The sequence below is a fragment of the Thermasporomyces composti genome (assembly GCF_003386795.1).
Classification (GTDB): Bacteria; Actinomycetota; Actinomycetes; order Propionibacteriales; family Actinopolymorphaceae; genus Thermasporomyces; species Thermasporomyces composti.
This window is the reverse complement of the sequence record NZ_QTUC01000001.1, coordinates 3383013-3404493: the sequence shown is the minus strand read 5'-3', so window position 1 is coordinate 3404493 and position 21481 is coordinate 3383013. Positions and strand designations below refer to the sequence as shown.

Annotated in this window: 17 protein-coding genes; 8 read left to right on the top strand and 9 right to left on the bottom strand. The window is 71.4% G+C overall.

All coding sequences use genetic code 11. The features are described from left to right. Positions 1–2: 2 nt before the first annotated feature. Both mtrB and mtrA read right to left on the bottom strand, forming a co-directional pair. The gene (gene mtrB / locus DFJ64_RS14765) at positions 3–1658 is read right to left on the bottom strand and encodes an MtrAB system histidine kinase MtrB (protein ID WP_115850983.1); all 1656 of its coding nucleotides are present in this window, start codon (positions 1656–1658) and stop codon (positions 3–5) included. Positions 1659–1943: 285 nt separating this feature from the next. Then, positions 1944–2621: an MtrAB system response regulator MtrA gene (gene mtrA, locus DFJ64_RS14760; protein ID WP_115850982.1), complete on the bottom strand. Its 678-nt coding sequence runs from the start codon at positions 2619–2621 to the stop codon at positions 1944–1946. Positions 2622–2735: 114 nt separating this feature from the next. Between mtrA and DFJ64_RS14755 the strand changes: the two genes are divergently transcribed. The 6 genes from DFJ64_RS14755 (at position 2736) to DFJ64_RS14730 (ending at position 9564) form a co-directional block, all read left to right on the top strand. Beyond that, positions 2736–4094 carry a hypothetical protein gene (locus DFJ64_RS14755; protein WP_147304718.1) on the top strand — a complete coding sequence of 453 codons (1359 nt, stop codon included), beginning with the start codon at positions 2736–2738 and terminating at the stop codon, positions 4092–4094. A gap of 51 nt (positions 4095–4145) precedes the next feature. Further along, positions 4146–4844 carry a DUF4129 domain-containing protein gene (locus DFJ64_RS14750; protein ID WP_115850980.1) on the top strand — a complete coding sequence of 233 codons (699 nt, stop codon included), beginning with the start codon at positions 4146–4148 and terminating at the stop codon, positions 4842–4844. Beyond that, complete coding sequence (locus tag DFJ64_RS14745) at positions 4841–6088, top strand: DUF4350 domain-containing protein (protein ID WP_115850979.1); 1248 nt, start codon at positions 4841–4843, stop codon at positions 6086–6088. Before DFJ64_RS14750 ends, DFJ64_RS14745 begins: the two co-directional genes overlap by 4 nt. Before the next feature lie 14 nt (positions 6089–6102). Then, positions 6103–7077, top strand: coding sequence for an AAA family ATPase (locus tag DFJ64_RS14740; protein ID WP_115852115.1), 975 nt, complete (start codon positions 6103–6105; stop codon positions 7075–7077). A gap of 8 nt (positions 7078–7085) precedes the next feature. Beyond that, on the top strand, positions 7086–8414 hold the full coding sequence (locus DFJ64_RS14735; RefSeq protein ID WP_115850978.1) for a DUF58 domain-containing protein: 1329 nt from the start codon (positions 7086–7088) through the stop codon (positions 8412–8414). A 148-nt stretch (positions 8415–8562) separates the two neighbouring features. Beyond that, positions 8563–9564 (top strand): helix-turn-helix transcriptional regulator, encoded by a 1002-nt coding sequence (locus DFJ64_RS14730; protein WP_115850977.1) that lies wholly within the window; start codon positions 8563–8565, stop codon positions 9562–9564. Positions 9565–9694: 130 nt separating this feature from the next. Here DFJ64_RS14730 and DFJ64_RS14725 read toward each other — a convergent pair whose 3' ends face one another. Together DFJ64_RS14725 and DFJ64_RS14720 are read right to left on the bottom strand one after the other, a co-directional pair. After that, positions 9695–13486, bottom strand: a complete 3792-nt coding sequence (locus DFJ64_RS14725; RefSeq protein WP_115850976.1) for a S8 family serine peptidase — start codon at positions 13484–13486, stop codon at positions 9695–9697. Positions 13487–13725: 239 nt separating this feature from the next. Beyond that, positions 13726–14727, bottom strand: a complete 1002-nt coding sequence (locus DFJ64_RS14720; RefSeq protein WP_115850975.1) for a stage II sporulation protein M — start codon at positions 14725–14727, stop codon at positions 13726–13728. A gap of 52 nt (positions 14728–14779) precedes the next feature. Between DFJ64_RS14720 and DFJ64_RS14715 the strand changes: the two genes are divergently transcribed. Continuing rightward, positions 14780–15670 (top strand): RDD family protein, encoded by an 891-nt coding sequence (locus DFJ64_RS14715; protein WP_115850974.1) that lies wholly within the window; start codon positions 14780–14782, stop codon positions 15668–15670. Positions 15671–15876: 206 nt separating this feature from the next. On the opposite strand, the gene ahcY is transcribed toward DFJ64_RS14715, so the two are convergent. Beyond that, positions 15877–17331: an adenosylhomocysteinase gene (gene ahcY / locus DFJ64_RS14710; protein ID WP_115850973.1), complete on the bottom strand. Its 1455-nt coding sequence runs from the start codon at positions 17329–17331 to the stop codon at positions 15877–15879. A 113-nt stretch (positions 17332–17444) separates the two neighbouring features. On the opposite strand from ahcY, the gene DFJ64_RS14705 reads away from it, so the two are divergent. Then, positions 17445–17888 carry a MerR family transcriptional regulator gene (locus DFJ64_RS14705; RefSeq protein WP_115850972.1) on the top strand — a complete coding sequence of 148 codons (444 nt, stop codon included), beginning with the start codon at positions 17445–17447 and terminating at the stop codon, positions 17886–17888. Here DFJ64_RS14705 and DFJ64_RS14700 read toward each other — a convergent pair. From DFJ64_RS14700 to DFJ64_RS20245, 4 genes are all read right to left on the bottom strand, one after another. After that, on the bottom strand, positions 17827–18768 hold the full coding sequence (locus DFJ64_RS14700; RefSeq protein ID WP_115850971.1) for a cation diffusion facilitator family transporter: 942 nt from the start codon (positions 18766–18768) through the stop codon (positions 17827–17829). The genes DFJ64_RS14705 and DFJ64_RS14700 overlap by 62 nt on opposite strands. 117 nt (positions 18769–18885) lie before the next feature. Continuing rightward, complete coding sequence (gene manA / locus DFJ64_RS14695; protein WP_115850970.1) at positions 18886–20049, bottom strand: mannose-6-phosphate isomerase, class I; 1164 nt, start codon at positions 20047–20049, stop codon at positions 18886–18888. A gap of 27 nt (positions 20050–20076) precedes the next feature. Then, positions 20077–21135 carry an SIS domain-containing protein gene (locus tag DFJ64_RS14690; RefSeq protein WP_245941142.1) on the bottom strand — a complete coding sequence of 353 codons (1059 nt, stop codon included), beginning with the start codon at positions 21133–21135 and terminating at the stop codon, positions 20077–20079. Further along, a complete protein-coding gene (locus DFJ64_RS20245; RefSeq protein WP_115850969.1) occupies positions 21128–21436 on the bottom strand; it encodes a Trm112 family protein in 309 nt (102 codons plus the stop codon). The genes DFJ64_RS14690 and DFJ64_RS20245 overlap by 8 nt, the downstream gene beginning before the upstream one ends. Between the last annotated feature and the right edge of the window lie 45 nt (positions 21437–21481).

Below are 21481 nucleotides of genomic sequence, written 5' to 3'. Positions count from 1 at the left end.
CCCTACGGCTGTCCCGAGCCCGGGAGGGCAGCGGATTCGTGCGGTTGCACGCCGGCGTGGTCCGCGTCGACCGTGCCGCTCTCGTCGGGGACGAGCGGAATGGGTGAGTGATCGAGCGGCGCCTTCGCCTTGCGCGGCAGCGTCATCCGGAAGTGTGCGCCTCGCTGCGGCTCACCCCACGCCTGCAACCAGCCGCCGTGCAAGAGGACGTCCTCCATCGCGATCGCCAAGCCCAGGCCAGTTCCGCCGGTGGTGCGGGCTCGAGCGGGGTCGGCTCGCCAGAAGCGCTCGAAGACCATGGCGGCCTCACCGGGCTTGAGCCCGATGCCGAAGTCGCGCACCGAGACGGCGGCCGCCGACTCGTCGGCCGCCACGCGGACGATGATGTCCCGTCCCTCGCCGTACTCGATGGCGTTGACGACGAGGTTGCGCAGCACCCGTTCGATCCGGCGGTAGTCGACCTGGGCCACGCTGGGCTCGGCCGGCAGGCGCAGGTCGATCTCACTGCCCTTGCGGGCGGCGAGTGGCCGGGCAGCCTCGACGACCCGACGCGCCACGTCGCGCAGGTCGACGTCCTCCAGCTCGAGGCTGGCGGCGTGGGCGTCGAACCGGCTGATCTCCAGCAGGTCGCTGAGCAGCGCCTCGAAGCGGTCGAGCTCGGTCTGCAGCAGCTCCGCGGCGCGGGCCGTGGCGGGCGGGAACTCGCTCCGGGACTCGTGGAGGACGTCGGCCGCCATGCGGACGGTGGTGAGCGGAGTCCGCAGCTCGTGGGAGACGTCGGAGACGAAGCGGCGCTGCACGCGGGAGAGCTCCTCCAGCTGCCGGATCTGACGCTGCAGGCTCGCCGCCATCTGGTTGAACGACGTCGCGAGGCGCGCCAGGTCGTCCTCGCCCCGGACCTGCATACGCTGGTCGAGCAGACCGGCGGCGAGACGCTCGGCCACCTGGCGCGCCTGTCGCACCGGCGTGACGACCTGCCGGGTGACGAACCACGCCACACCCCCCAGGAGCGCGACGATCAGCGCTCCCACCGCGACCAACGACCGGGTGAGCAGGGTGAGGACCTGCTGTTGCTGCTGGAGGTCGAACAGGTAGTACAGGTCGAGCGCCGCCCCGCTACGCGGCTCCCGCAGCCTGGAGCCCACCGCCAGCCCGGGCGAGGTCTCCCCGCCGCCCCGGTGGATCAGGGTGTACTGGTAGGCGATCTCGTCTTCGCGCACCCGCTGCCGGAGCCCGTCCGGAACGCTCGAGCTCAAGACCGTGCGCCGGCTGGACCGCGCGACCGTCCGGAAGCCGCCCTCGGTCGGGATCACGTCCAGGACGACGTCGTAGAGACCGCCGGAAGCGCCCCGCGAGGCGATGTCCTCCGCCAGCTGCGTGGTGAGCTCGCTCGGGTCGCCTGTCGGCTCGGCGGCGTCGATCGCCGCTTGGGCGGTCCGGAACCCAGCGGAGGCCTCCGCCAACGACGCGGCGATCTTCGCGTCGAGGAGTCCTTCGGTCACCTGGCGGAGCAGGATCCACCCCGCGAACGCGGTGACCACCGCGGACAGCACGAGCGTGCCGGTGACCACCCGCACCTGCAGGGAACGCCGCCAGACGGCGACGACCCGCCTGGCGAGGCGCTGGGGCGGTGCGAGCACCGCGCTGATGATCCGCATGTGTCCGGACGTGGGGTCAGGGAGAGCGTCACCACTCGACGAAGGTCGACGACCTCGACAGCTCCGTCCTCGGCGTCCGCGCCGTCGGGTCCGAGAGCGCGGCTCGGACCGAGGAGTGCCGAGTCGTCCCGGGGGCTGGGTAGGTGAGGACCAGACTCTAAGCGATGGGAGACGCCGGTGACGAGGCCGGCTCCTCGCCTCGCCGACGCCACCCGGGCGCACCAGCGTGCGGCTCCCCGGGCGCCGCCGCGCCCGGGTCAGTCGAACCCGGATGAACACGCCTCATCACGGCGGTCCGGCCTTGTACCCCACGCCCCGAACTGTGACGACGATCTGCGGGTGTTCCGGGTCCTTCTCGATCTTGCTTCGCAACCGCTGCACGTGGACGTTGACCAGTCGGGTGTCAGCCGCGTGGCGGTAGCCCCAGACCTGCTCGAGTAGTTCCTCCCGGTTGAAGACCTGCCAGGGCTTGCGGGCCAGGCACACGAGCAGGTCGAACTCCAGCGGGGTGAGCGGAATCGGTACGCCGTCCCGCTTCACCGAGTGACCCGGCACGTCGATCACCAGGTCCCCGATGCGCAAGGTCTCGGGGATCGCCTGGTCGACCCGCCGCAACCGGGCCCGGATGCGGGCCACGAGCTCCTTCGGCTTGAACGGCTTGACGACGTAGTCATCGGCACCCGACTCCAGGCCGAGCACGACGTCGACGGTGTCCGTCTTCGCGGTCAGCATGACGATGGGGACATCCGACTCGGCACGGATCTCCCGGCACACCTCGATGCCGTCCTTGCCGGGGAGCATGAGGTCGAGCAGGACCACGTCAGGCTTCGTCTCGCGCACCTTGGCGAGCGCCGCCTCCCCGGAGTCGCAGAACAGCGCCTCCATGTTCTCGTTGCGCAGGACGATCCCTAGCATCTCCGACAGTGCCGGGTCGTCGTCGACGATCAGAATGCGACCTTTCATGTGCCCATCGTCCCACCGGCCATGGCACGATGGCCCGACACGCCCCTGAGGCCTTCGCGATCCGGCCATCGATGGGCGGATCGGGGACCGTCCGGATCTGACGCGAGGTGTGAGATGACTGACGCTGGGAGCCCGTCCGGATCGCAACCGGGCAGCGGCTGGACTCCGCCGACCGGTTGGTCGGGATCCGGCGACTCCACCGAGCAGGGGACCGGTTGGGGTGCGAACCCGACGCCAGCGGCGGGTGCCGGCCCTGGCTCAGCATCCGGGCCGGGAGCCATGCCGCCTGGCGTCCACCCCGGCGGTCACGCGGCCGGACCTGCCTGGGGCTCCGCCGCACCGGCGGGTCCGGCGGGGCCATCGGGACCCCAGTGGTCGGGTCAGCCGGCGAGCGGGTGGGGTGGCCAGGCCGGCGGTTGGCACACCTCGCCCCAGTGGAGCGGCGGAGGCTGGGGCGCGCCGCAGGCGCCCAAGCCAGGCGTCGTGCCGCTCCGCCCGCTCAACCTCGGCGAGCTCATCGACGGCGCTTTCACGACCATCCAGCGCTATCCCAAGATCATGCTCGGGATGTCGGCGATCGTCATGACCGCCGTCACCCTCTTGAGCTTTCTCGCGTTCTCCGTCGCCGGCCTCACGTCCTTCGCCAACGCCACCCCCGAGGAGATCGCGCGGATGAGCGACGCCGCGTGGCTCGGCGTCTTCGCGGCGACGATCGGAGTTCTCCTGGCCAGCTGGATCGGTGGCATCATCCTCACCGGCATGATCACGGTCACGGTCGCCCGGGGCGTCCTCGGCCAGTCGATGACCGTCCGCGAGGCGTGGGACGGGTGCCGGCCTCATCTCCCTCGGCTGCTCGGGCTCAGCCTCGTGCTCGGGCTCACCGTCGCCCTCGCCATCATCCTCCTCATCGTCGTGGTGGCGTTCGGCTTCGCTATCCAGGTGGGACTGGGGGTTGTCCTGCTTCTCGCGGCGCTCGGCGTGGGGATCTGGGGCGGGATCGTGGTCTGGGCCCGCACCGCCGCGGCCGTGCCCGCGCTCGTGCTGGAGATCAGGCCACCGCAGCACCCCGGTGAAGCACCTCAACGCCTGGGCATCGTGGCGGCACTCCAGCGTTCCTGGACTCTCATCAAGGGGCGTACCGGACGCACGTTCGGCACCCTGCTGGTCGCGAGCATCATCGCCGGCATCGTCGGGACGGTGGTCCAGACGGCGTTCAGCTTTCTCTCCGCTGGCGTCGGGGCCGGCATCGACGAGGCGACCACCGCGGACCCGTTCTCGCTCGAGTACGGCCTTCTGCCGCTCGCCATCATGAGCATCGGCTACGTCGCCTCAGCCGTCCTCCAGGTCGCGTTCCTCTCCGGCGTCAACGCGCTCCTGTACGTCGACGCACGCATGCGGAAGGAGGGCCTCGACATCGAGCTCGCCCAGGCCGCTGCCGGGCACCACTCCGGAACCGTGTGGACGACGCGGTGAGGTCGACGAGCACGCGATGAGCCCTGAACTGACGAGAGCTGGACAGCAGCCGTGACAGCGCTGTGCGCGACGAGGCTCGCTCCGGCTCGCGAGGCGTTGTCCGCCGTCGCGGCGCTCGCCCAACCACCTGTCGACGTGGGCCGCGAGGAGGCGGCCCGCGCCGCCCGGGACGAGCTCGCCAAGGCCATCTACCACCGGGACGAGCCCGGCGTCATCTCCCGGCTCTTGCGCTGGCTGTACTGGGAACTCCTCGAGCTGCTCGGGACCATCGCGTCGCTGTCACCGGGCGGCTGGTGGGGGTTGCTCGCCCTGCTCCTCTTCCTCGTTCTCGTGGCAGTGGTCATCCGCTGGCGAGCCGGCGCCCTGGCTCGAAGCGGCGCCACGTCCCCGCCGGCGGTCTTCGCTGAGGCTCGGATCCGGACGGCGGGGGAGTACCGGGCCGCCGCGGACGCCGCGGCAGCACGCGGCGACTACGCCACCGCCGTCCGGGAACGCTTCCGCGCCCTGGCCCGCGATCTGGAGGAACGCGCCATCCTCGACGAGCGCCCCGCCCGCACCGCCGACGAGCTCGCCCGAGAGGTGGCGGCCGTCGCCCCCGACACGGCCGAGCCTCTGCGCGCGGCGGCGCGGACGTTCAACGACGTCTGCTACGGCGGCCGACGGGCTACGCGGGAAGCCGACGCGCGCGTGCGGGCGGCCGACGAGGCCGTCCGCCGGATTCGCCGGACGGCGGTGGTGAGCACCTCATGACCAGCTGGTCGGCCGATCCTGGAGTCGTCGAGCGATGGCGACGGTGGCGGGTCCCCGTCGCCATCGCGCTCGTCATCGTGCTCGGCGGCATCACGCTCGCGGTCCTCCAGGGCCGCTCCAGCGGGGGTCCCTTGGATCCGCAGTCCGCCCAACGGCCGGGCACGCGGGCACTCGCCGTCCTGCTCGAGGACCGCGGCGTTGACGTCACCCGCACGCGCACGCTGGCCAGCACCCTGGACCGGCTGGACGACGACACCACCCTCGTGGTCACGCATCCCTCGATGCTGACCGACGCTCAGCTGCGGACGCTCGCTCGTGCACCGTCACCGCACGTCGTCCTCCTCGAGCCTGACGAGGACGCCTTGACGGTCTTCGCCCCTGACGTCGTGCCCGCTGGCGACGCCTTCCCCCGTACACGCGAACCCGGGTGCGCTCTGCGTGCGGCCACACGGGCCGGCAGCGTTCGGACCGAGGGATCGACCTATCGGGCCCCCGCGGCCTCCCGCGCGGTCGTCTGCTACGGCGACGGCACGCGTGGCGCTCTCGTCCGCCTGTCCGACGCTCCCATCCCCGGGTCGACGCGAACCCGCATCGTCGACGCGGTCGGAAGCGCCTCGTCGTTCACCAACGCCCACCTCGCCGAGGAGGGCAATGCCGCGCTCGCGCTGAACCTGCTCGGGTCACGAGAACAGCTGGTGTGGTACGTCCCCTCGCCCGCCGACCTGCCGACGCCGGGGTCCGCAAGCCCGGAGCAGCCTCCCGACGTCCTGGACCTCCTGCCCGAGCCGCTCCGCTTCGCTCTCGCGCAAGGCGTGGTCGCCATCGCTCTCCTCATGCTCGCCCGAGCACGCCGGCTCGGCCCCGTCGTGACCGAGCCCCTTCCCGTCGTCGTCCGGGCCTCCGAGACGGTCGAGGGTCTGGCCCGCCTCTACCATCGGGCCCGAGCCCGCGACCGGGCGGCCGCCGCGCTGCGGGGCGCCACCAGGGCCAGGCTGACGACCCTGTTGGGTCTGCCCCGGCAGGCGGACCTCGACGCGGTGGCGAGGGCCGCCGCCGCTCGCACCGGTCGTCCACCGACGGAGGTCGCGCGCCTGCTGGGCGGCACCGTCGACGAGACCACCGGCGAGTCGAGCCGTCCCACGACGCCGCCGAGCACCGTCCACCACGCCGTCACCGACGACGCGGCCCTCGTCCGCCTCGCCGATGACCTCGACACCTTGGAGCAGGAGGTACGCCGATCGTGATCGACCGGGCGACCATGTTCGACCCCGCCCTCCCGTCCGCCGACGAGGCGCGGCAGGCGCTCGTCGCCGTTCGACAGGAGGTCGCCAAGGCGGTCGTGGGCCAGGACGCCGCCGTCACCGGACTGTTGATCGCGCTGTTGTGCCGCGGTCACGTCCTCCTCGAAGGTGTCCCGGGCGTCGCCAAGACCCTCCTCGTCCGGGCTTTGGCGGCGAGCCTGCGACTCGACACCAAGCGCGTCCAGTTCACGCCGGACCTCATGCCCGGTGACGTCATCGGCTCGCTGGTCTACGACACCCGCACCGCGGCGTTCGAGTTTCGCGAGGGTCCGGTCTTCACCCAGCTCCTCTTGGCCGACGAGATCAACCGCACCCCGCCCAAGACACAGGCCGCCCTCTTGGAGGCGATGGAGGAGCGTCAGGTGTCCGTCGACGGCGTCGCGCGGGCGCTACCCGAGCCCTTCGTCGTCGCGGCGACCCAGAACCCCATCGAGTACGAAGGCACCTACCCACTCCCCGAGGCCCAGCTCGACCGGTTCCTCCTCAAGCTCCAGCTCACCCTCCCCAGCCGCGAGGAGGAGGTGGCTGTCCTCACTCGGCACGCCGCCGGGTTCGACCCCCGCGACCTGAGCGCAGCCGGCGTGCAACCGGTCGCCGGGCCCGAGACGCTCGCCGCCGCCCAGGCGGCCGTCGAGCGAACGGCCGTCCGCCCGGAGGTGATCGGGTACGCCGTCGACGTGTGCCGCGCGACGCGGGAGTCGCCCTCGCTACGACTCGGCGTCTCACCGCGTGGCGCGACCGCGCTCATGCGCGCCGCACGAGCGTGGGCGTGGCTCTCCGGCCGCGACTACGTCACACCCGACGACGTCAAGGCCCTGGCCCTGCCGACCCTGCGCCACCGAGTGGAGCTCCGGCCCGAGGCCGAGCTGGAGGGCGTCTCCGCCGACGGTGTGATCGAGGGCATCCTGGCCAGCGTCCCCGTCCCTCGGTAGACGCGACCATGGCGCTCACCGTCCGGACCGCGCTGCTCGCCTTCGCGGGCGCACTCGTCGTCGCGTTCCTCGCTCCGTCCCCCCTCGGCGTCGTCACCGTCACCGGTGTCGTGCTCGGCCTCGCTCTCCTCGACCTCGCGCTCGCCGGATCACCGCGGTCCCTCTCGTTCACCCGCGAGGACACCGCCGGGTCGGGCGAGCGCTCGGTGGCCGGGATGACGATGGTTCGCCTGGGCGGCGAGGCGCGGGTCTCCCTCCTCGTCACCAACCACGGTCGGCGTCGGGTGCGGGGGCAGCTCCGGGACGCCTGGCCCCCGTCGGCCGGGGCGGCGAGCCAGCGGCACCCTGTTGACGTCCCCGCGGGCGGGCGACGTCGAGTCACGACCGTGCTTCGCCCCACGCGCCGCGGTGACCGGCACGCGGACCGGGTGACGGTGCGCGCGGTGGGTCCGTTGGGTCTGGCCGCCCGACAGAGCTCTCACCACGTTCCGTGGACCGTGCGGGCGCTTCCGCCGTTCGAGGCACGCAAGCACCTGCCGTCCCGCCTCGCCCGTCTCCGCGAGCTCGACGGCCGGACCAGCGTCCTGGTCCGGGGCCAAGGCACCGAGTTCGACTCGCTCCGCGACTACGTGGTCGGCGACGACGTCCGCTCCATCGACTGGCGGGCCACCGCGCGCCACCAGGGCGTCGTCGTACGCACCTGGCGCCCGGAGCGCGACCGTCACGTCCTCATCGTCCTCGACACCGGGCGGACGTCAGCGGGTCGAGTCGGTGACGCGCCGCGACTCGACCACGCGATGGACGCCGCCTTGCTGCTGGCCGCGCTCGCCAGCCGGGCCGGCGACCGGGTCGATCTGCTCGCCTACGACCGCACCATCCGGGCGGATGTGAGCCGCACCGGACCGAACGACGTCCTCCCCCGACTCACCTCGGCGCTCGCGACGGTCGACAGCGCACTCGTCGAAACCGACCACCGAGGACTGGCGACCGCGATCGCGCTCCGCGCCACCCAGCGTTCGCTCGTGGTCCTGCTGACCGGGTTGGACGCCGCCGTCATCGAGGAAGGCCTGCTCCCCGTCCTGAGACCGCTGACCCGTCGTCACGTGGTCTGCCTCGCCGCGGTCGCCGACCCACGGGTCGAGGAGATGCGCCACGGGCGCGGCGACGCACAGGCGGTGTACGCGGCGGCGGCGGCTGAGCGGGCGCTGGCGGAACGCCGTCGCATCACCGGGCTGTTGGAACGGCTCGGCGTCACCGTGGTCGACGAGCCACCGGACCGGGTCGCGCCCGCGCTCGCTGACACCTACCTGGCTCTGAAGAAGGCGGGTCGGCTCTAGCCCCGCGATCGGGCGCTCGGTCCGTGCCCCGCGTGCCCGGAGAGCGAGACAGGCTCGAGCTCGCCGACGCCGGCCAGGAGAATCCGCGCGGGACCGATGCGCGGCTGTCCATGGTCGCGCGTCGACCACGTGTCACGGGAGGGCAAGCATGCTCGAGGCCGTCGGCATCGAGCCGGACGAGGAGCGGGTGTACCGGCTGCTGGTCGAGACGTTCGACGGCTGCCCGGACCGGATCGCGGAACGGCTGAGCCTGGCGACCGACAATGCCGTCAGCATCCTGGAAGCCCTGAGGGCCAAGGGTCTGGTGAGCCGCCTGTCCGGGAGCCCGCCGCGGTACGCGCCGACGCCGCCGGACGTGGCGTTCGCTCCCCTTCTGCTGCGTAGCCAGGAAGAGTTGGAACGGGCCCGCGGGGAGGTGGCGCGGCTCACCGAGGACTACCGCCATGGTGTTCGCCGCCGGGACGTCGCCCACCTGGTGGAGATCATCACCGGTCAGGCGACCATCCGCCAGCACCTCGAGAACCTCCAGCGCGGCGCGCGCGAGGAGATCGTCTGGCTGTGCAAGGCCGGGCACGTCGCGTTGCCGTCCACCGAGAACACCGAGGAGCTCGCCGCGCTCGCCCGCGGCGTTCGCTACCGCGTCATCTACGAGCGCGCGCTGCTCGAGGAGCCCGGCATGCTCGCCAACGTCGCGCTCGGCCTCCGACATGGTGAGCTGGCCCGCACGATCGCCTCCCTGCCGATCCGGTTGGCCATCGCGGACCGGTCGCTGGCGGTGTGCCCGCTCGTCACCGTCGCCGACGGGCGCGGTGAACCGACCGCGGCGTTGATCCGGGACAGCACGCTGCTCGCCGGTCTCCTCGCGTTGTTCGAGAGCTACTGGTCTCGAGCCTCCCCCTTGCGGCTGAGCGACGCCAGGTGTCAGAGCTCGGTGCGGGAGGTCGCGGTCGAACGACCGCTCGCCGACGATGAGCGGTACTTGCTCTCCCTCCTCGTCGCCGGCGTCACCGACAAGGCGATCGCCTCCCAGCTCGGCCTGAGCCAGCGAACCGTGCAGCGCCGCATCTACGAGCTGATGCGGCGTGCGAACGCAGAGACCCGGACCCAGCTCGCGTGGCAGGCCGCACGGCTGGGTTGGCTGGACGACTGAGGCCGCCCGTCGACCATGTCGAGCGCCGGACCTCATCGACGCCGGACCTCATCGAGCGCCGCGGGGCACCAGGCGCGGCGGCGCCGCCCTGGTGCCCCGCTCGGTCCACGGGCGCTCGTCCTCGCCCGCGCTACCGCACGGCGAAGGCCCGTCGCACCGTCTGGGTCACGGTGGCGCCGGCGCCGTCCTCGGCGTACACCCGCAGGGCGGCGAAGCCGTTGGTGTCCTTGCTCGCCGGCAGCCGCAGCCGCGCCTGGAAGCGACCCTGGCCCACGTCTCGCACCGTGCTGACCTGGTGCCAGGTGCCGCCGTCGTCGTAGGAGATCCACACCGTGACGCGCGGCTTGGCCGGCGCGGGCAGTCCCTCCTGGTGGCGGACGGTGATGTCGAGGGCGTAAGCGCGCCCACCGCGAACCTGGTTCAGGGCGTCCGTCTCGATGCCGTAGTCCAGCTGGAGCAGCGGCAGCGGGGCGCGCTGTCCTGGAGCCGGGCGGCTGGACCGGAAGGTCCAGGACGTGTCCGTCCGAGTGGAGAACGCCCAGTCCTCACCCTCGCGGCGCACGGTGAGGTCCAGTCGGTAGTCGCCCTCCTCGCCGCCGGCCGGGTAGTCGTCCCAGGCGAAGTCGGACTCGGCGAGCAGCTCACCGTTGCGGTACAGGCGGGCGCTGCCCTGGTCCGGCTCGACGTCCACGTCGCCCTCGGGGAACCCGTAGTGCCGCGGGTCGCTGTCGCCGAACGCCGGGACCCGGATGCGGAGGGAGTCGCCGTCCCGGTACGAGCTGGGGCCGCCGAGGCCGCGCGGGATCGCCGGCCGGACCACGGGCGCGAACCACCGCTCCTCCAGCCGCTCGCCGGGCCGATACGTCCGAGGCTCCTCGGTCATGCCTCCGCCGAGCGGGCTCATGCTCTCCCAGCTGTAGCGGTGCTTGACCCGGTGCTGCCACCAGGTGTCGCCGGCGCTGACGACCTCGGTCCGGGTCAATGGCGTGCGCACCGCCCGCTGGTACTGCAGGACCGCGGCCTCCTGCCAGGGCCGCCAGCCGAACCGCTGCTCCTTCGACCAGTGGCCGCCGCCGGACTCGTGGTAGGTGGTCTCGACCGTCGCCGAGTTGGCGGGGCTCACGGTGTGGACCACCCGCGCGGGCACCTGGCCGCGCGACACCTGCAGCACGTCGTACAGGTACGGGCTCACCGGGACTCCGGTGACACGGAGCCGCACCGCGCGACGTGCGGCGAGCTGGGCCAGCTCCTCGCCTTGGTCGTGGTGGAGGAAGACGGCCGGGATCGGCACACGATACGGCGCGACGGGATCCAGCTTCGACCAGGCCGGGTGGCCTTCGGGGACGATGAGCAGCGCCATCGCCGCGCCGGCCGCCGCGGCGTCACGGGCCCGCTGTTCGAACTCCCAGTCGGAGTGGATGAGCGCCGCCTTGCCGCGCACGTCCCGCCGGACGTAGTCGGCTGGCCGACCTTCCCCGACGTCCACGACCTGGAGGGTGCGCTGACCGTCCACCACCTGCGACGTCGCCATGTAGTACATGTCGATCGGTCCGCCGTGCGGCCCAAGCACCCGCGCGGTCAGCGGGGGCGCGATCAGCGACCATCGAGTGCCGAACTCGAACGCGTCCGCCTCCAGCCGCGTCGTCGGCGTCACGTAGACGCGCTCGGTCACGTCGAAGTGCATGGTGTGGATCGAGACCTGTCGGCCTGGGAACTTCCGGTACACGTAGTGGCTCAGGATGCCCTCCTGGCGGGCGGGCTCGGGCGTCCGCACGACGACCTCGGTGGCCTTCCGCGCGTCGAGGACGATGGTGCGGTCACGGTCGACTTCCAACGCCGGATCGACGATCTGGTACGCCTGCTCCTGGCCCGGCCGGGTCTGCCCGACGATCGTGGCGCTGACCATGTAGGTCCCCTCCGCGATCTCGAAGGTGCGGGACTGGCCCTTCTCGAGGAACATCGGCACGTCGAAGCGCGGGTCTTCCCCGACCAGGAAGGCGGTGTTGACGAACGTCGGCTCGCCGTCCCTGCCGACAGCGCTGATCGTCACCGTGTGGCGCGGCGGTTCCTTCACCAGGCCGAGCGAGGTGTGGACGACCACGCCGTCCTCCCCGGTGGCGGTGAGGTAGCCGGCGTAGCGTCCTCGCGGCACCGCGTCGGGATCAAACATCAGCGTGACGGTCTGGGTGGAGTGCGGCGCGAGCTGGACCTCGGAGCGATCGAGCCGGACAGCGCCCTCGGGGAGGTCACCGGTCCAGCCGCGCAGCGCGAGGTCCAGCCGGAGGGTCACCGGCCGATCGGTGACGTTGGTGTACGTCACCTTCTTGCGAACCTCGGGCGCGTCCGGCTCGTCCGGGTAGAGACCGAGGTCGAGGGTGCCGGTGCCGTACACGCCCTGCTGGACGGCGCGGGCGACGTCGACGCGCCCCCCGCCCTGCTCGAACACCGTCAAGGACGGGTTGCGCGCGGCGGTGCTCACCAACGCGTCCTTGAGCTGGTCCGCCGTCCACTCCGGGTGCCGCTGGGCGAGGATCGCCGCCGCGCCTGCGACGTGCGGCGCCGCCATGGACGTGCCGGACAGGGCCGTGTAGTACTCGCCGTCGGGCTGACCGAGCTCGGTGCCGCCCGCCCGGGCGGCGAGGATCCCGACGCCGGGCGCGGTGATGTCCGGCTTGACGGCCAGGTCGCCCCAGCGCGGCCCACGACTGGAGAACGGTGCCAACGACTCGTCGCGGTCGACCGCGCCGACCGTCAGCGCTCGGGTGGCCACGCCAGGCGAGCCGACCGTGAACTCGCCCGCCTCGCCGCTGTTGCCGGCCGAGACCACGAAGAGCACGCCGGTCCGCTCGGTGAGGGCGTCCAGCGCCTGGCTCAGCGGGTCGGTCCCGTCCGTCGACGGTCCGCCGAGGCTCATGTTCACCACGTCCGCCCCGGAGTCGGCCGCCCACTCCATCCCGTCCAGGACCCAGGACTCCAGCCCGAAGCCGGTGTCGTCCAGGACCTTGCCGGAGATGATTCGCGCCCCCGGCGCGACGCCTCGACGATCACCGCCGGACGCGGCGCCGCTGCCGGCCACGATCGACGCCACATGCGTGCCGTGGCCGAACGTGTCGGCGGGGGAGGAGCCGCCGGTGAAGTCCTTCTCGGCGACGACGACTCCGGCGAGATCCGGGTGGTCGGCGTCCACCCCGCTGTCGAGGACGGCGACCGTGACGCCGGTGCCGTCCAGCCCGGCGTCCCACGCGTGCGGAGCGCCGATCTGCGGCACGCTGCGGTCCAGGGTCGCGCGCACTCGCCGGTCGAGCCAGATGCGTTCGATCCCGCCGGCCAACCTGGGGGTGGTGGCGGAGCTCGTCGAGACGCGGTCGTCGTCGATCGACTCCCAGAACGTCCCCACGGTGGCTTTGTCGGCCGCCACGGCGAGGGCGTTGATGCTCTCCAGGACCGGCCCGGTGGACACGGCCGCGAGGTGGCTTCGACTCTTCGAGCGCGCGGCGTCCACGCCGTTCCGGTAGCCCAGGATGAGCGGGAGCGCCGACGCGCCCTCGTCGTCGTACCCCTGCTCGATCAACGCGGTGATGTTGAACAGGTTCGGGTCGAGCAGGTCGGCGGCCAGGTAGGGAACCACGTCGGCGGGAATGATGTGGAGCTCACCGTCCCGCTCGAGCTGGTGGAACGAGACGCGTTCCCGCCCGGGTCCGGGTTCGATGGTCGCCGCCTGCTTCCCGTTCGAGACCCGCTGGAGGACCACCCGGTCACCGGTGATGAGCGTGACGGACGTCGTCGAGCCGGTCGCCGTGTCGGCCGTCGTCGACGGCACCTCCCCCGGTGACCGCTGCGTCCCGGGGGTCGCCGCCGCCCCCGCCGGGGCGGCGAGCGTGATGACGGCCGCGACGAGCGCCGTCCGGAACCTTCCCCGCATACCAGTCCTTTCCGAAGTCGCTGCGGAAAGGGATGGTCGTCGGCGAAGACGGACAGGTCACCACCTCAGCGCTGCCGTCTTCGCGACATGTCGCGAACACGCCAGGTCCTCCGGCCTCACCGGTCACAGCGCGCGGTGCCCGCGTCACACGACACACGTCGCCGGCACACCGCCAGAGCGCGGCGGGCGAGTGGACCAGTGTTGGATGAAGAGGGTGAAAAGGTGGGCTCGTCGACGGGTCACGCGGCCGTTGGAAGCACGTCGCCGCGCTCGGCCTCGCTCACGTCCCCGGTCTCGCCGGCTCGAACGGCGCGCCGCCCGAAGCCCACGACGTAGCCGAGGAACGCCAGCTCCGCGACCACGCCGATGCCGACCCGCGCCCACGTGGGAAGCCCGGACGGGGTGACGAACGCCTCGATGACGCCAGAGACCAGCAGCACCACGGCCAGGCCGAGCGCCATTCCCACCGTGGCGCGACCGGTCTCCGCCAACGCCCGCAGCCGGGGTCGCGGACCCGGGTCGACCACGGTCCAGCCCAAGCGGAGGCCAGCGCCGGCTGCGATGAGGACCGCCGTGAGCTCGAGCAACCCGTGTGGGGTGATGAGACCGAAGAAGACGTCAGCTCGATCGTGCGCCCACATCAGGCCGCCAGCCACCCCGACATTGAGGGCGTTCAGCCAGAGGATGTTGACGACCGGAACCCCGAGCAGCACCCCCAGGACGAGGCAGCCAGCCGCGATCCACGCGTTGTTGGTCCAGACCCCGAACGCGAACTCGGCCGCGGGCTCGGAGCTGTAGTAGTCGACGAAGTCGTGCTCGACGAGCTGCTTGACCGCCTGCGGGGGCACGAGCTTGGCCTGCAGGTCGGGATCGCCAGCCACCCACCAGCCGATCGCCCAGCAGACGGCGAAGAACGCGACCGCGGTGGGAACCCACCAGACCGCGCTCCGGTACGTGGCGGCTGGGAAGGAGACGAGGAAGAACCGAGCGACGTCGCGCCACATCGGGGTGTGCGCTCCGGCCACCACGCTGCGCGCGCGGGCGACGAGCGCGGACAGCCGTTCGACGACGACCGCGTCCGGGGCGCTCGACCGGACCACCGACAGGTGCGTGGCGACCCGCTGGTAGAGCGTCACCAGCTCGTCCGCCTCGGCCCCGGTCAGCCGACCACGGCGCGCGACGAGCGCCTCCAGGCGTCTCCACTGCTCCTGATGAGCGGCCACGTACGCGTCGAGATCCACGCTGGCACACTAATGGAGCCCGCAGCCGCGCGCCGGACCAGGAGGACATGGGTTGAGCGAGCTCGTCACAGGTGAGGCCGTTGTCCTCGAGATGCGGTACGCGCGGCCCGGCACCCGCGCGCTGGGCTTCTTCATCGACCTCGCCTTGGAGATCGTCCTCTTCCTCCTGTTGTTGGTCCCGGTCGTGTTCGTCGCCGCGGACGACGCCAGCGAGTCGCTCATCAACGGGCTGGCCATCGCCTGTGCGGTCGCGACGTTCGTCGGCTACTCCACCGTGATGGAGACCCTCACGCGCGGGAAGACGGTCGGCAAGTACGCGTTGGGCCTTCGGGTCGTCCGCGACGATGGTGGCCCGGTGCACTTCCGACACGCGTTGGTTCGTGCCCTCAGCGGCGTGTTCGTCGACTTCTTCGTCAGCTCCGGGTGCGTCGGTTTCTTGGCCGCGATGCTGAACCCGCGGGGCAAGCGGGTCGGCGACATGCTGGCCGGAACCGTCGTCATCCGTGAGCGCGCACCGCGTGAGATCGAGCGAATCCCCGAGGTTCCCGCACCGCTCCAGTCCTGGGCCGCCCGGGCGGACCTGTCCAGGATTCCGGATCAGCTCGCGCTCTCGGCTCGCTCCTACCTCGGCCGCTACCACGACCTCGCTCCAGCGGCCCGCGACGCCCTGGGCGCCAAGCTGGCCGCGGCGATGGCCGAGTACGTATCCCCGCCTCCCCCGCAGGGGGTTCCCGCCTGGGCTTACCTCGCCGCGATCTTGGGTGAGCGTCGTCGACGAGCCTTCGGCGGTCCGCGCCCCGACAGCGCCCCGGGCCCACGGCGTGACAGTCCAGCTCCCCCGCCGTCAACCACGTCTTTCCAGTCGCCCGAGGCGAACCCATCCGGAGACCAGCCGGGAGATGGACGGACGCCGCCTGGCGGCGGCTTTGCCCTCCCCCGCTGAGTGGGTTGCGCGTGGCAGGCCCACCTTTCTCCCAGTCTCCCAGCTACCTCCGGGGCTGCCTCCAGGCGGCCTCCCCACACGACGGTGAGCGTGCGACGGCGGCTGGGCCCCGTCGCTCGAGCCCAGCCGCCGCGACGTCTGTGTTTCCTGGAGTCCCCGAGAGAACCAGCTGAGAGGTTCCTCCGCCGGGAGCTCCCCTGACGGGATCAGTACCGGTAGTGGTCGGGCTTGTACGGCCCTTCGACGTCCACGCCGATGTACGCCGCCTGCTCCTTCGTCAGCTTGGTCAGCTTGACGCCGAGCGCGTCGAGGTGGAGACGGGCGACCTTCTCGTCGAGGTGCTTCGGCAGCACGTAGACACCGACGGGGTACTGGTCGGTCTTGGTGAACAGCTCGATCTGGGCCATCACCTGGTTGGTGAAGCTGTTCGACATGACGAAGCTGGGGTGGCCCGTGGCGTTGCCGAGGTTGAGCAACCGCCCCTCGGACAGCACGATGATCGAGTGGCCACCGGACGCGCTCTGGTCGGGCGGGAACCGCCACTCGTGCACCTGCGGCTTGATCTCGATCTTCTCGATGCCCGGAACGCGGGCGAGGCCGGCCATGTCGATCTCGGTGTCGAAGTGGCCGACGTTGCCGACGATCGCGAGGTGCTTCATCCGTCGCATGTGGTCGACGGTGATGACGTTGCAGTTGCCGGTGGCGGTGATGAAGATGTCGGCGGTCTCGACGACGTCCTCGACCGTGGTCACCTCGTAGCCGTCCATCGCCGCCTGGAGCGCGCAGATCGGGTCGATCTCGGTGACGATGACCCGCGCGCCCTGGCCACGCAGCGACTCCGCGGCACCCTTGCCCACGTCGCCGTAGCCGCAGACGACCGCGACCTTGCCCCCGATGAGGACGTCGGTCGCCCGGTTGATGCCATCGATGAGCGAGTGGCGGATGCCGTACTTGTTGTCGAACTTCGACTTGGTGACCGAGTCGTTGACGTTGATGGCGGGGAACGCGAGCGTGCCCGCCTTCGCCATCTCGTAGAGCCGGTGGACGCCGGTGGTGGTCTCCTCGGTGACTCCCTTGATGCCGGACGCGATGCGCGTCCACTTACCGGGCTCGGCGGCGATCGACTTCTTCAGCAGGCGCAGGACGACCGCCCACTCTTCGCTGTCGGCCGTCGAGGGGTCGGGAACGGCACCTTGACGCTCGTACTCCAGGCCCTTGTGGACGAGCAGGGTCGCGTCTCCGCCGTCGTCGAGGAGCATGTTGGGACCGTCACCGTCCGGCCAGGTCAGCGCCTGCTCGGTGCACCACCAGTACTCCTCGAGCGTCTCGCCCTTCCACGCGAAGACGGGGACGCCAGCGGGGTTGTCGGGGGTGCCGTTGGGGCCTACGACGACCGCGGCCGCGGCGTGGTCCTGGGTCGAGAAGATGTTGCAGCTCGCCCAGCGCACCTGCGCGCCGAGGGCGACCAACGTCTCGATGAGGACGGCTGTCTGCACCGTCATGTGGAGCGAGCCCATGATCTTCGCCCCGGCGAGCGGCTGGGATGGGGCGTACTCCTCCCGCAGGGCCATGAGCCCGGGCATCTCGTGCTCGGCGAGCTGGATCTCTTTCCGCCCGAACTCCGCGAGGCTGAGGTCTTTGACCTTGAAATCGAACGTCATGGGCTACGTGCTCCTCTTCATCGGATAGCGCCGGAATCGGAAGCTTAGAGCCACCTCTCCGCTACCGACAGCCAAGGCGGCCGTTTCTGACGCGAGAATGTCAAAATACCGCCATGCGGATCGCGGAGGCCGCGCGTGCTCTCGGCATGTCCCCCCGAATGCTGCGATACCGGGAGCGGCTCGGGCTCGTTCCCCGCGTGCGCGGACGAGAAGGACGCGCCGCGAACACACACCGTCAGTACACACCCGAGGACCTGCGGGCCATCGAGCTCGCCCGCGAACTCGAGGACCGCTTCGACGTCAGCCCGGCGGCCCTGGCCTTCGCTCTTCGCGCGATGACCGAACCCGACGTCGCCACCGCGGTCCGGCGACTCGGTGAGGCGCTCGGTCGGCTTCCCGCCACGCGGGTGGACGAGACCGAGCGGGAACGCGCGCTGCGGTGGCTCGGACGCAGTGGTGTCCTTCCCCCTCCTCGACCGGTACGCCGCTACCCGGTCAGGCTGTCTGGCCTGCCACCGAGCCGGCCGAGCGGTCCAGGTCAGGCTCCAGGTAGATGATCAAACGCAACGGCACCGCCTCGCGCATCCGTCGCTCCGCCGCGTCGATCGCCTTCGCGATCTCGGCCGCGGTGTCGTGGGAGGTCACGGCGATCTTCGCGGCCACGAGGAGCTCCTCTGGGCCGAGGTGGAGCGTCCGCATGTGAATGATCCGGTCGACCAGCGGCTCGGCGAGCATCGCCCGCTCGAGCCGCTCGACCAGCTCGGGTGTGGCCGACTCCCCGATCAGCAGGCTCTTCATCTCCGCCGCGAGCACCGCCGCGACGACCACGAGCAAGGCCCCGATCGCCATCGACCCGATACCGTCCCACATACCGTTCCCGGTGGCGAGGGTCAGGCAGACACCGAGGAGCGCGAGCACCAGGCCCATGAGCGCGGCGAAGTCCTCCAGCAGGATGACCGGGAGCTCCGGGCTCCGCGCCCTCCGAATGAAGCTGATCCACGATGTCTTCCCGCGCACCTGGTTCGCCTCGCGGATCGCCGTCCGGAAGGAGAGGGACTCCAGGACGATGGCGACGACGAGGACGGTGACCGGGACCCACTGCCAGCTGTCCAGGCCCTCGGGATGCGAGATCTTGTGCCAGCCCTCGTACAGCGCGAACAGCCCACCGACGGAGAACAGGACGATCGAGACGATGAACGAGTACACGTAGCGCTCGCGCCCGTAGCCGAACGGGTGCAGGCTCGTCGCCGGCCGCTCCGCCCGCTTCTTGCCCACGAGCAGCAGCACCTGGTTGCCCGAGTCAGCGAGCGAGTGGATCGACTCGGCGAGCATCGACGACGACCTGGTGAGCAGGAACGCCAGGAACTTCGTCGCCGCGATGCCGAGGTTGGCGAACAAGGCGGCCAGGACGGCCTTCATGCCCCCTTCTGCGCTCATTGGCCCCTTCTCTATCGGAACTGGGCGTTCACTGGGTGGGGCCGTTGGCCCCACCCGGACACGTCGACGTTCATCCTGCCGCGCCGAGTTTCGAGGCCAGGCCGCGCCCCGAGCTGCTCAGCCCAGGCCGGCCGTGGCTTGGAACACCACGCCCTGCCCGGACAGGTGCACCACGCCGTCGTGAGCGCCGGCGTAGGCCGAGCGGCCTTTTGTCAAGGTCACCTTGCCGGTCTGGCTGCGCACCAGCGCCTGACCCTCCACGCACAGGAGGATCTGCGGACCCGTCGACTCCAGCCGGAGCTCGTCCCAGCTGGTGAGGTCATGGCGGGCCAGGCGGAACTCCTTCGCCGGGGTCGGGTAGACGCCGTTACGGTCGGGGCGCAGGATCTCCGGCGTCGTGGGGGTGAAGTCGAGCACCTTCAAGAGCTCGGGTACATCGACGTGCTTGCCGGTGAGGCCCCCGCGCAGGACGTTGTCGGAGTTGGCCAGGATCTCCACCCCGACACCGCCGAGATGGGCGTGAAGGTTGCCCGCCGGGAGATAGAGCGCCTCACCCGGCGCCAGGCGGACGTGGTTGAGCAGCAACGCCGCGACCACGCCTGCGTCGTCGGGGTACCGCTGTCCGAGCCGCGACAGCACGGCGGCGACGGGGTGGTCGACGTGCTTGCACGCGTCCAGCACCTGCGTGACGAGGACGCGTCGGCGGTCGGCCGGGGCGGTCAGCAGGTTCGTGACGACCTCGCGCAGACCCGCGGCGTCGGGAGCCACGCGCAAGGGAGCGACCAGCTCGTCCAACGCCGGAGCACCCAGCAGTCCGACGAGCTCCAGGGTCTGCTCCGGTGGGCGAAAGCCGGCCAACGTCTCGAACGCCGTCAGCGCGCACATCGCCTCCGGCTTGGCATGGGGGTCCTTGTAGTTGCGGTGCGGGGCATCCAGCGGGATGCCCGCGGCGTTCTCCCGCTCGAACCCCAGCCTGGCCTGCTCGGGGTCGGGATGGACTTGCAGCGACAACGGCTCCTCCGCCGCCAGCACCTTGAGCAAGAACGGCAGTCGCGGCCCGAACTCCGCCAAGCAGGCCGGCCCAAGCTGCGTGGCTGGGTCGGCCTGGACGACCTCGAGCAGCGAGGCGTCGTCACCGACCAGCCTGGACGGCGAGCTGGGATGGGCGCCCATCCACAGCTCCGCCTGCGGGTCACCGGTCGGCTCCACGCCGAGCAGCTCCGGAATCGCGGTCCGCGACCCCCAGGGGTAGAAGCGAATCGGGTTGTCGAGAAGGTGCATGGTCTCCTTCGCGGCGAAGTGTTGACGTCAGGTTCGCGGTTGGAAGCGGCCAAGACCCACGGCGAGGTAGACCGCCGCATAGGTGCCGAGCGCCTGCAAGGCCGCGTACCGCGCCACCTCCGGACCCTCGGTCCAACTCACGATCTTGGCGCGGACATCGCGTGACTCGGCCATGTCGAGGAGCCGCTGTCGGGACTCCTGAATGACGGGCTGCTCGGCGCCGTCGTCGAAGATGAGGAGCGCGGGCCGCAGCGGCGGGCTTTCGATATCGGCGAACGGGTCGGCGAAGAGGTCTCGCGGTGGCGCTCCCTCCAGCACCGGCAGCAGGTGGTCGGCCTCCGACGCGAGCGCGGGGCGGTTCGTCATGCGTCGGAGGGTCTCCGCCACCCGACGCCCCGCCCGCGCCGCCAAGACCGAGCCACCCCACAGCAGCGGCAGCGCGTCAGCGAGCACCAGCGCGATGTCCTTGGCCGGGTTGGCGGACAAGTCCAGGAACGGCGAGCACCGCGAGGCCACCTCGTCGAGCGCGCTCGCGACCGTCTCCGCCGACAGCTCCGGTCCGATCCCCAGCGTGTGCAACACCTGGAGGACGACCACCGCGAGCGCCAGCGGGTCCCCCGTCTGCGCGGGCACCACCACGGTGTCGCGACCACGACCAGCCTCGACCAACGGGGAGTTCTCCGGCGCGGCGAGCAGCACGGCGCTTCCCCGTCGAACCGCGTCGTAGACGGCGCTCGCAGTCTCCGGGTCACCGCCGGTGGGCGCGAGCACCACGACCAGGTCGAGGGCGCCCACCCAACCCGGCAAACCCGGGCCCGGCCAGGCGACGAACGGCACCGGACACCACGGCTCCAGCACCGCGCGAAGCAGCCGGGCGTCGGCGCCCGCGGCGACGACCGCTCGCGGTCGGTCCAGCTCGACCAAGCCGCGCTCGACCTGCTTCGCGGCATACGCCTCTCGACGCACCCGCGCGCCGGACTCGGCAAGTGCCCTGAGTGTCTCGTCCGCGTGAGCAAGCGCCTCCTCGTCGTCGAGGAGGGTCTCGTCGAAAGGTTCGGCGTTCACAGCGGCCAGCCCGTCACTCACCACTGTCGGGTCGATCTGAGGTGCGCGCGCTCGCGTCGGCGCCGTCCGCGCCGGACTCCTCACGTGCCTCGGGACGCTCGCCTGACTCTCCCACGGCGGTCCCCGTCACCTCCTCGCCAGAGGGAGGCCCGGGCTGGCGCGCCTCCTCCACGAGCAGGACGGGGATGTCGTCACGCACGGGGTACGCCAGCGCGCACTCGGCGTTGGTGCAGACCAGCTCGGCCGCCAGGTCGTCCTGTCGGAGCGGCGACTTGCAGGCGGGACACGCCAAGATCTCCAGGAGCGCGGGGTCGAGGTTCACGGGAGACGTCCCTTCAGCTACGCGGCCGGCATGGCTGAGCACGAC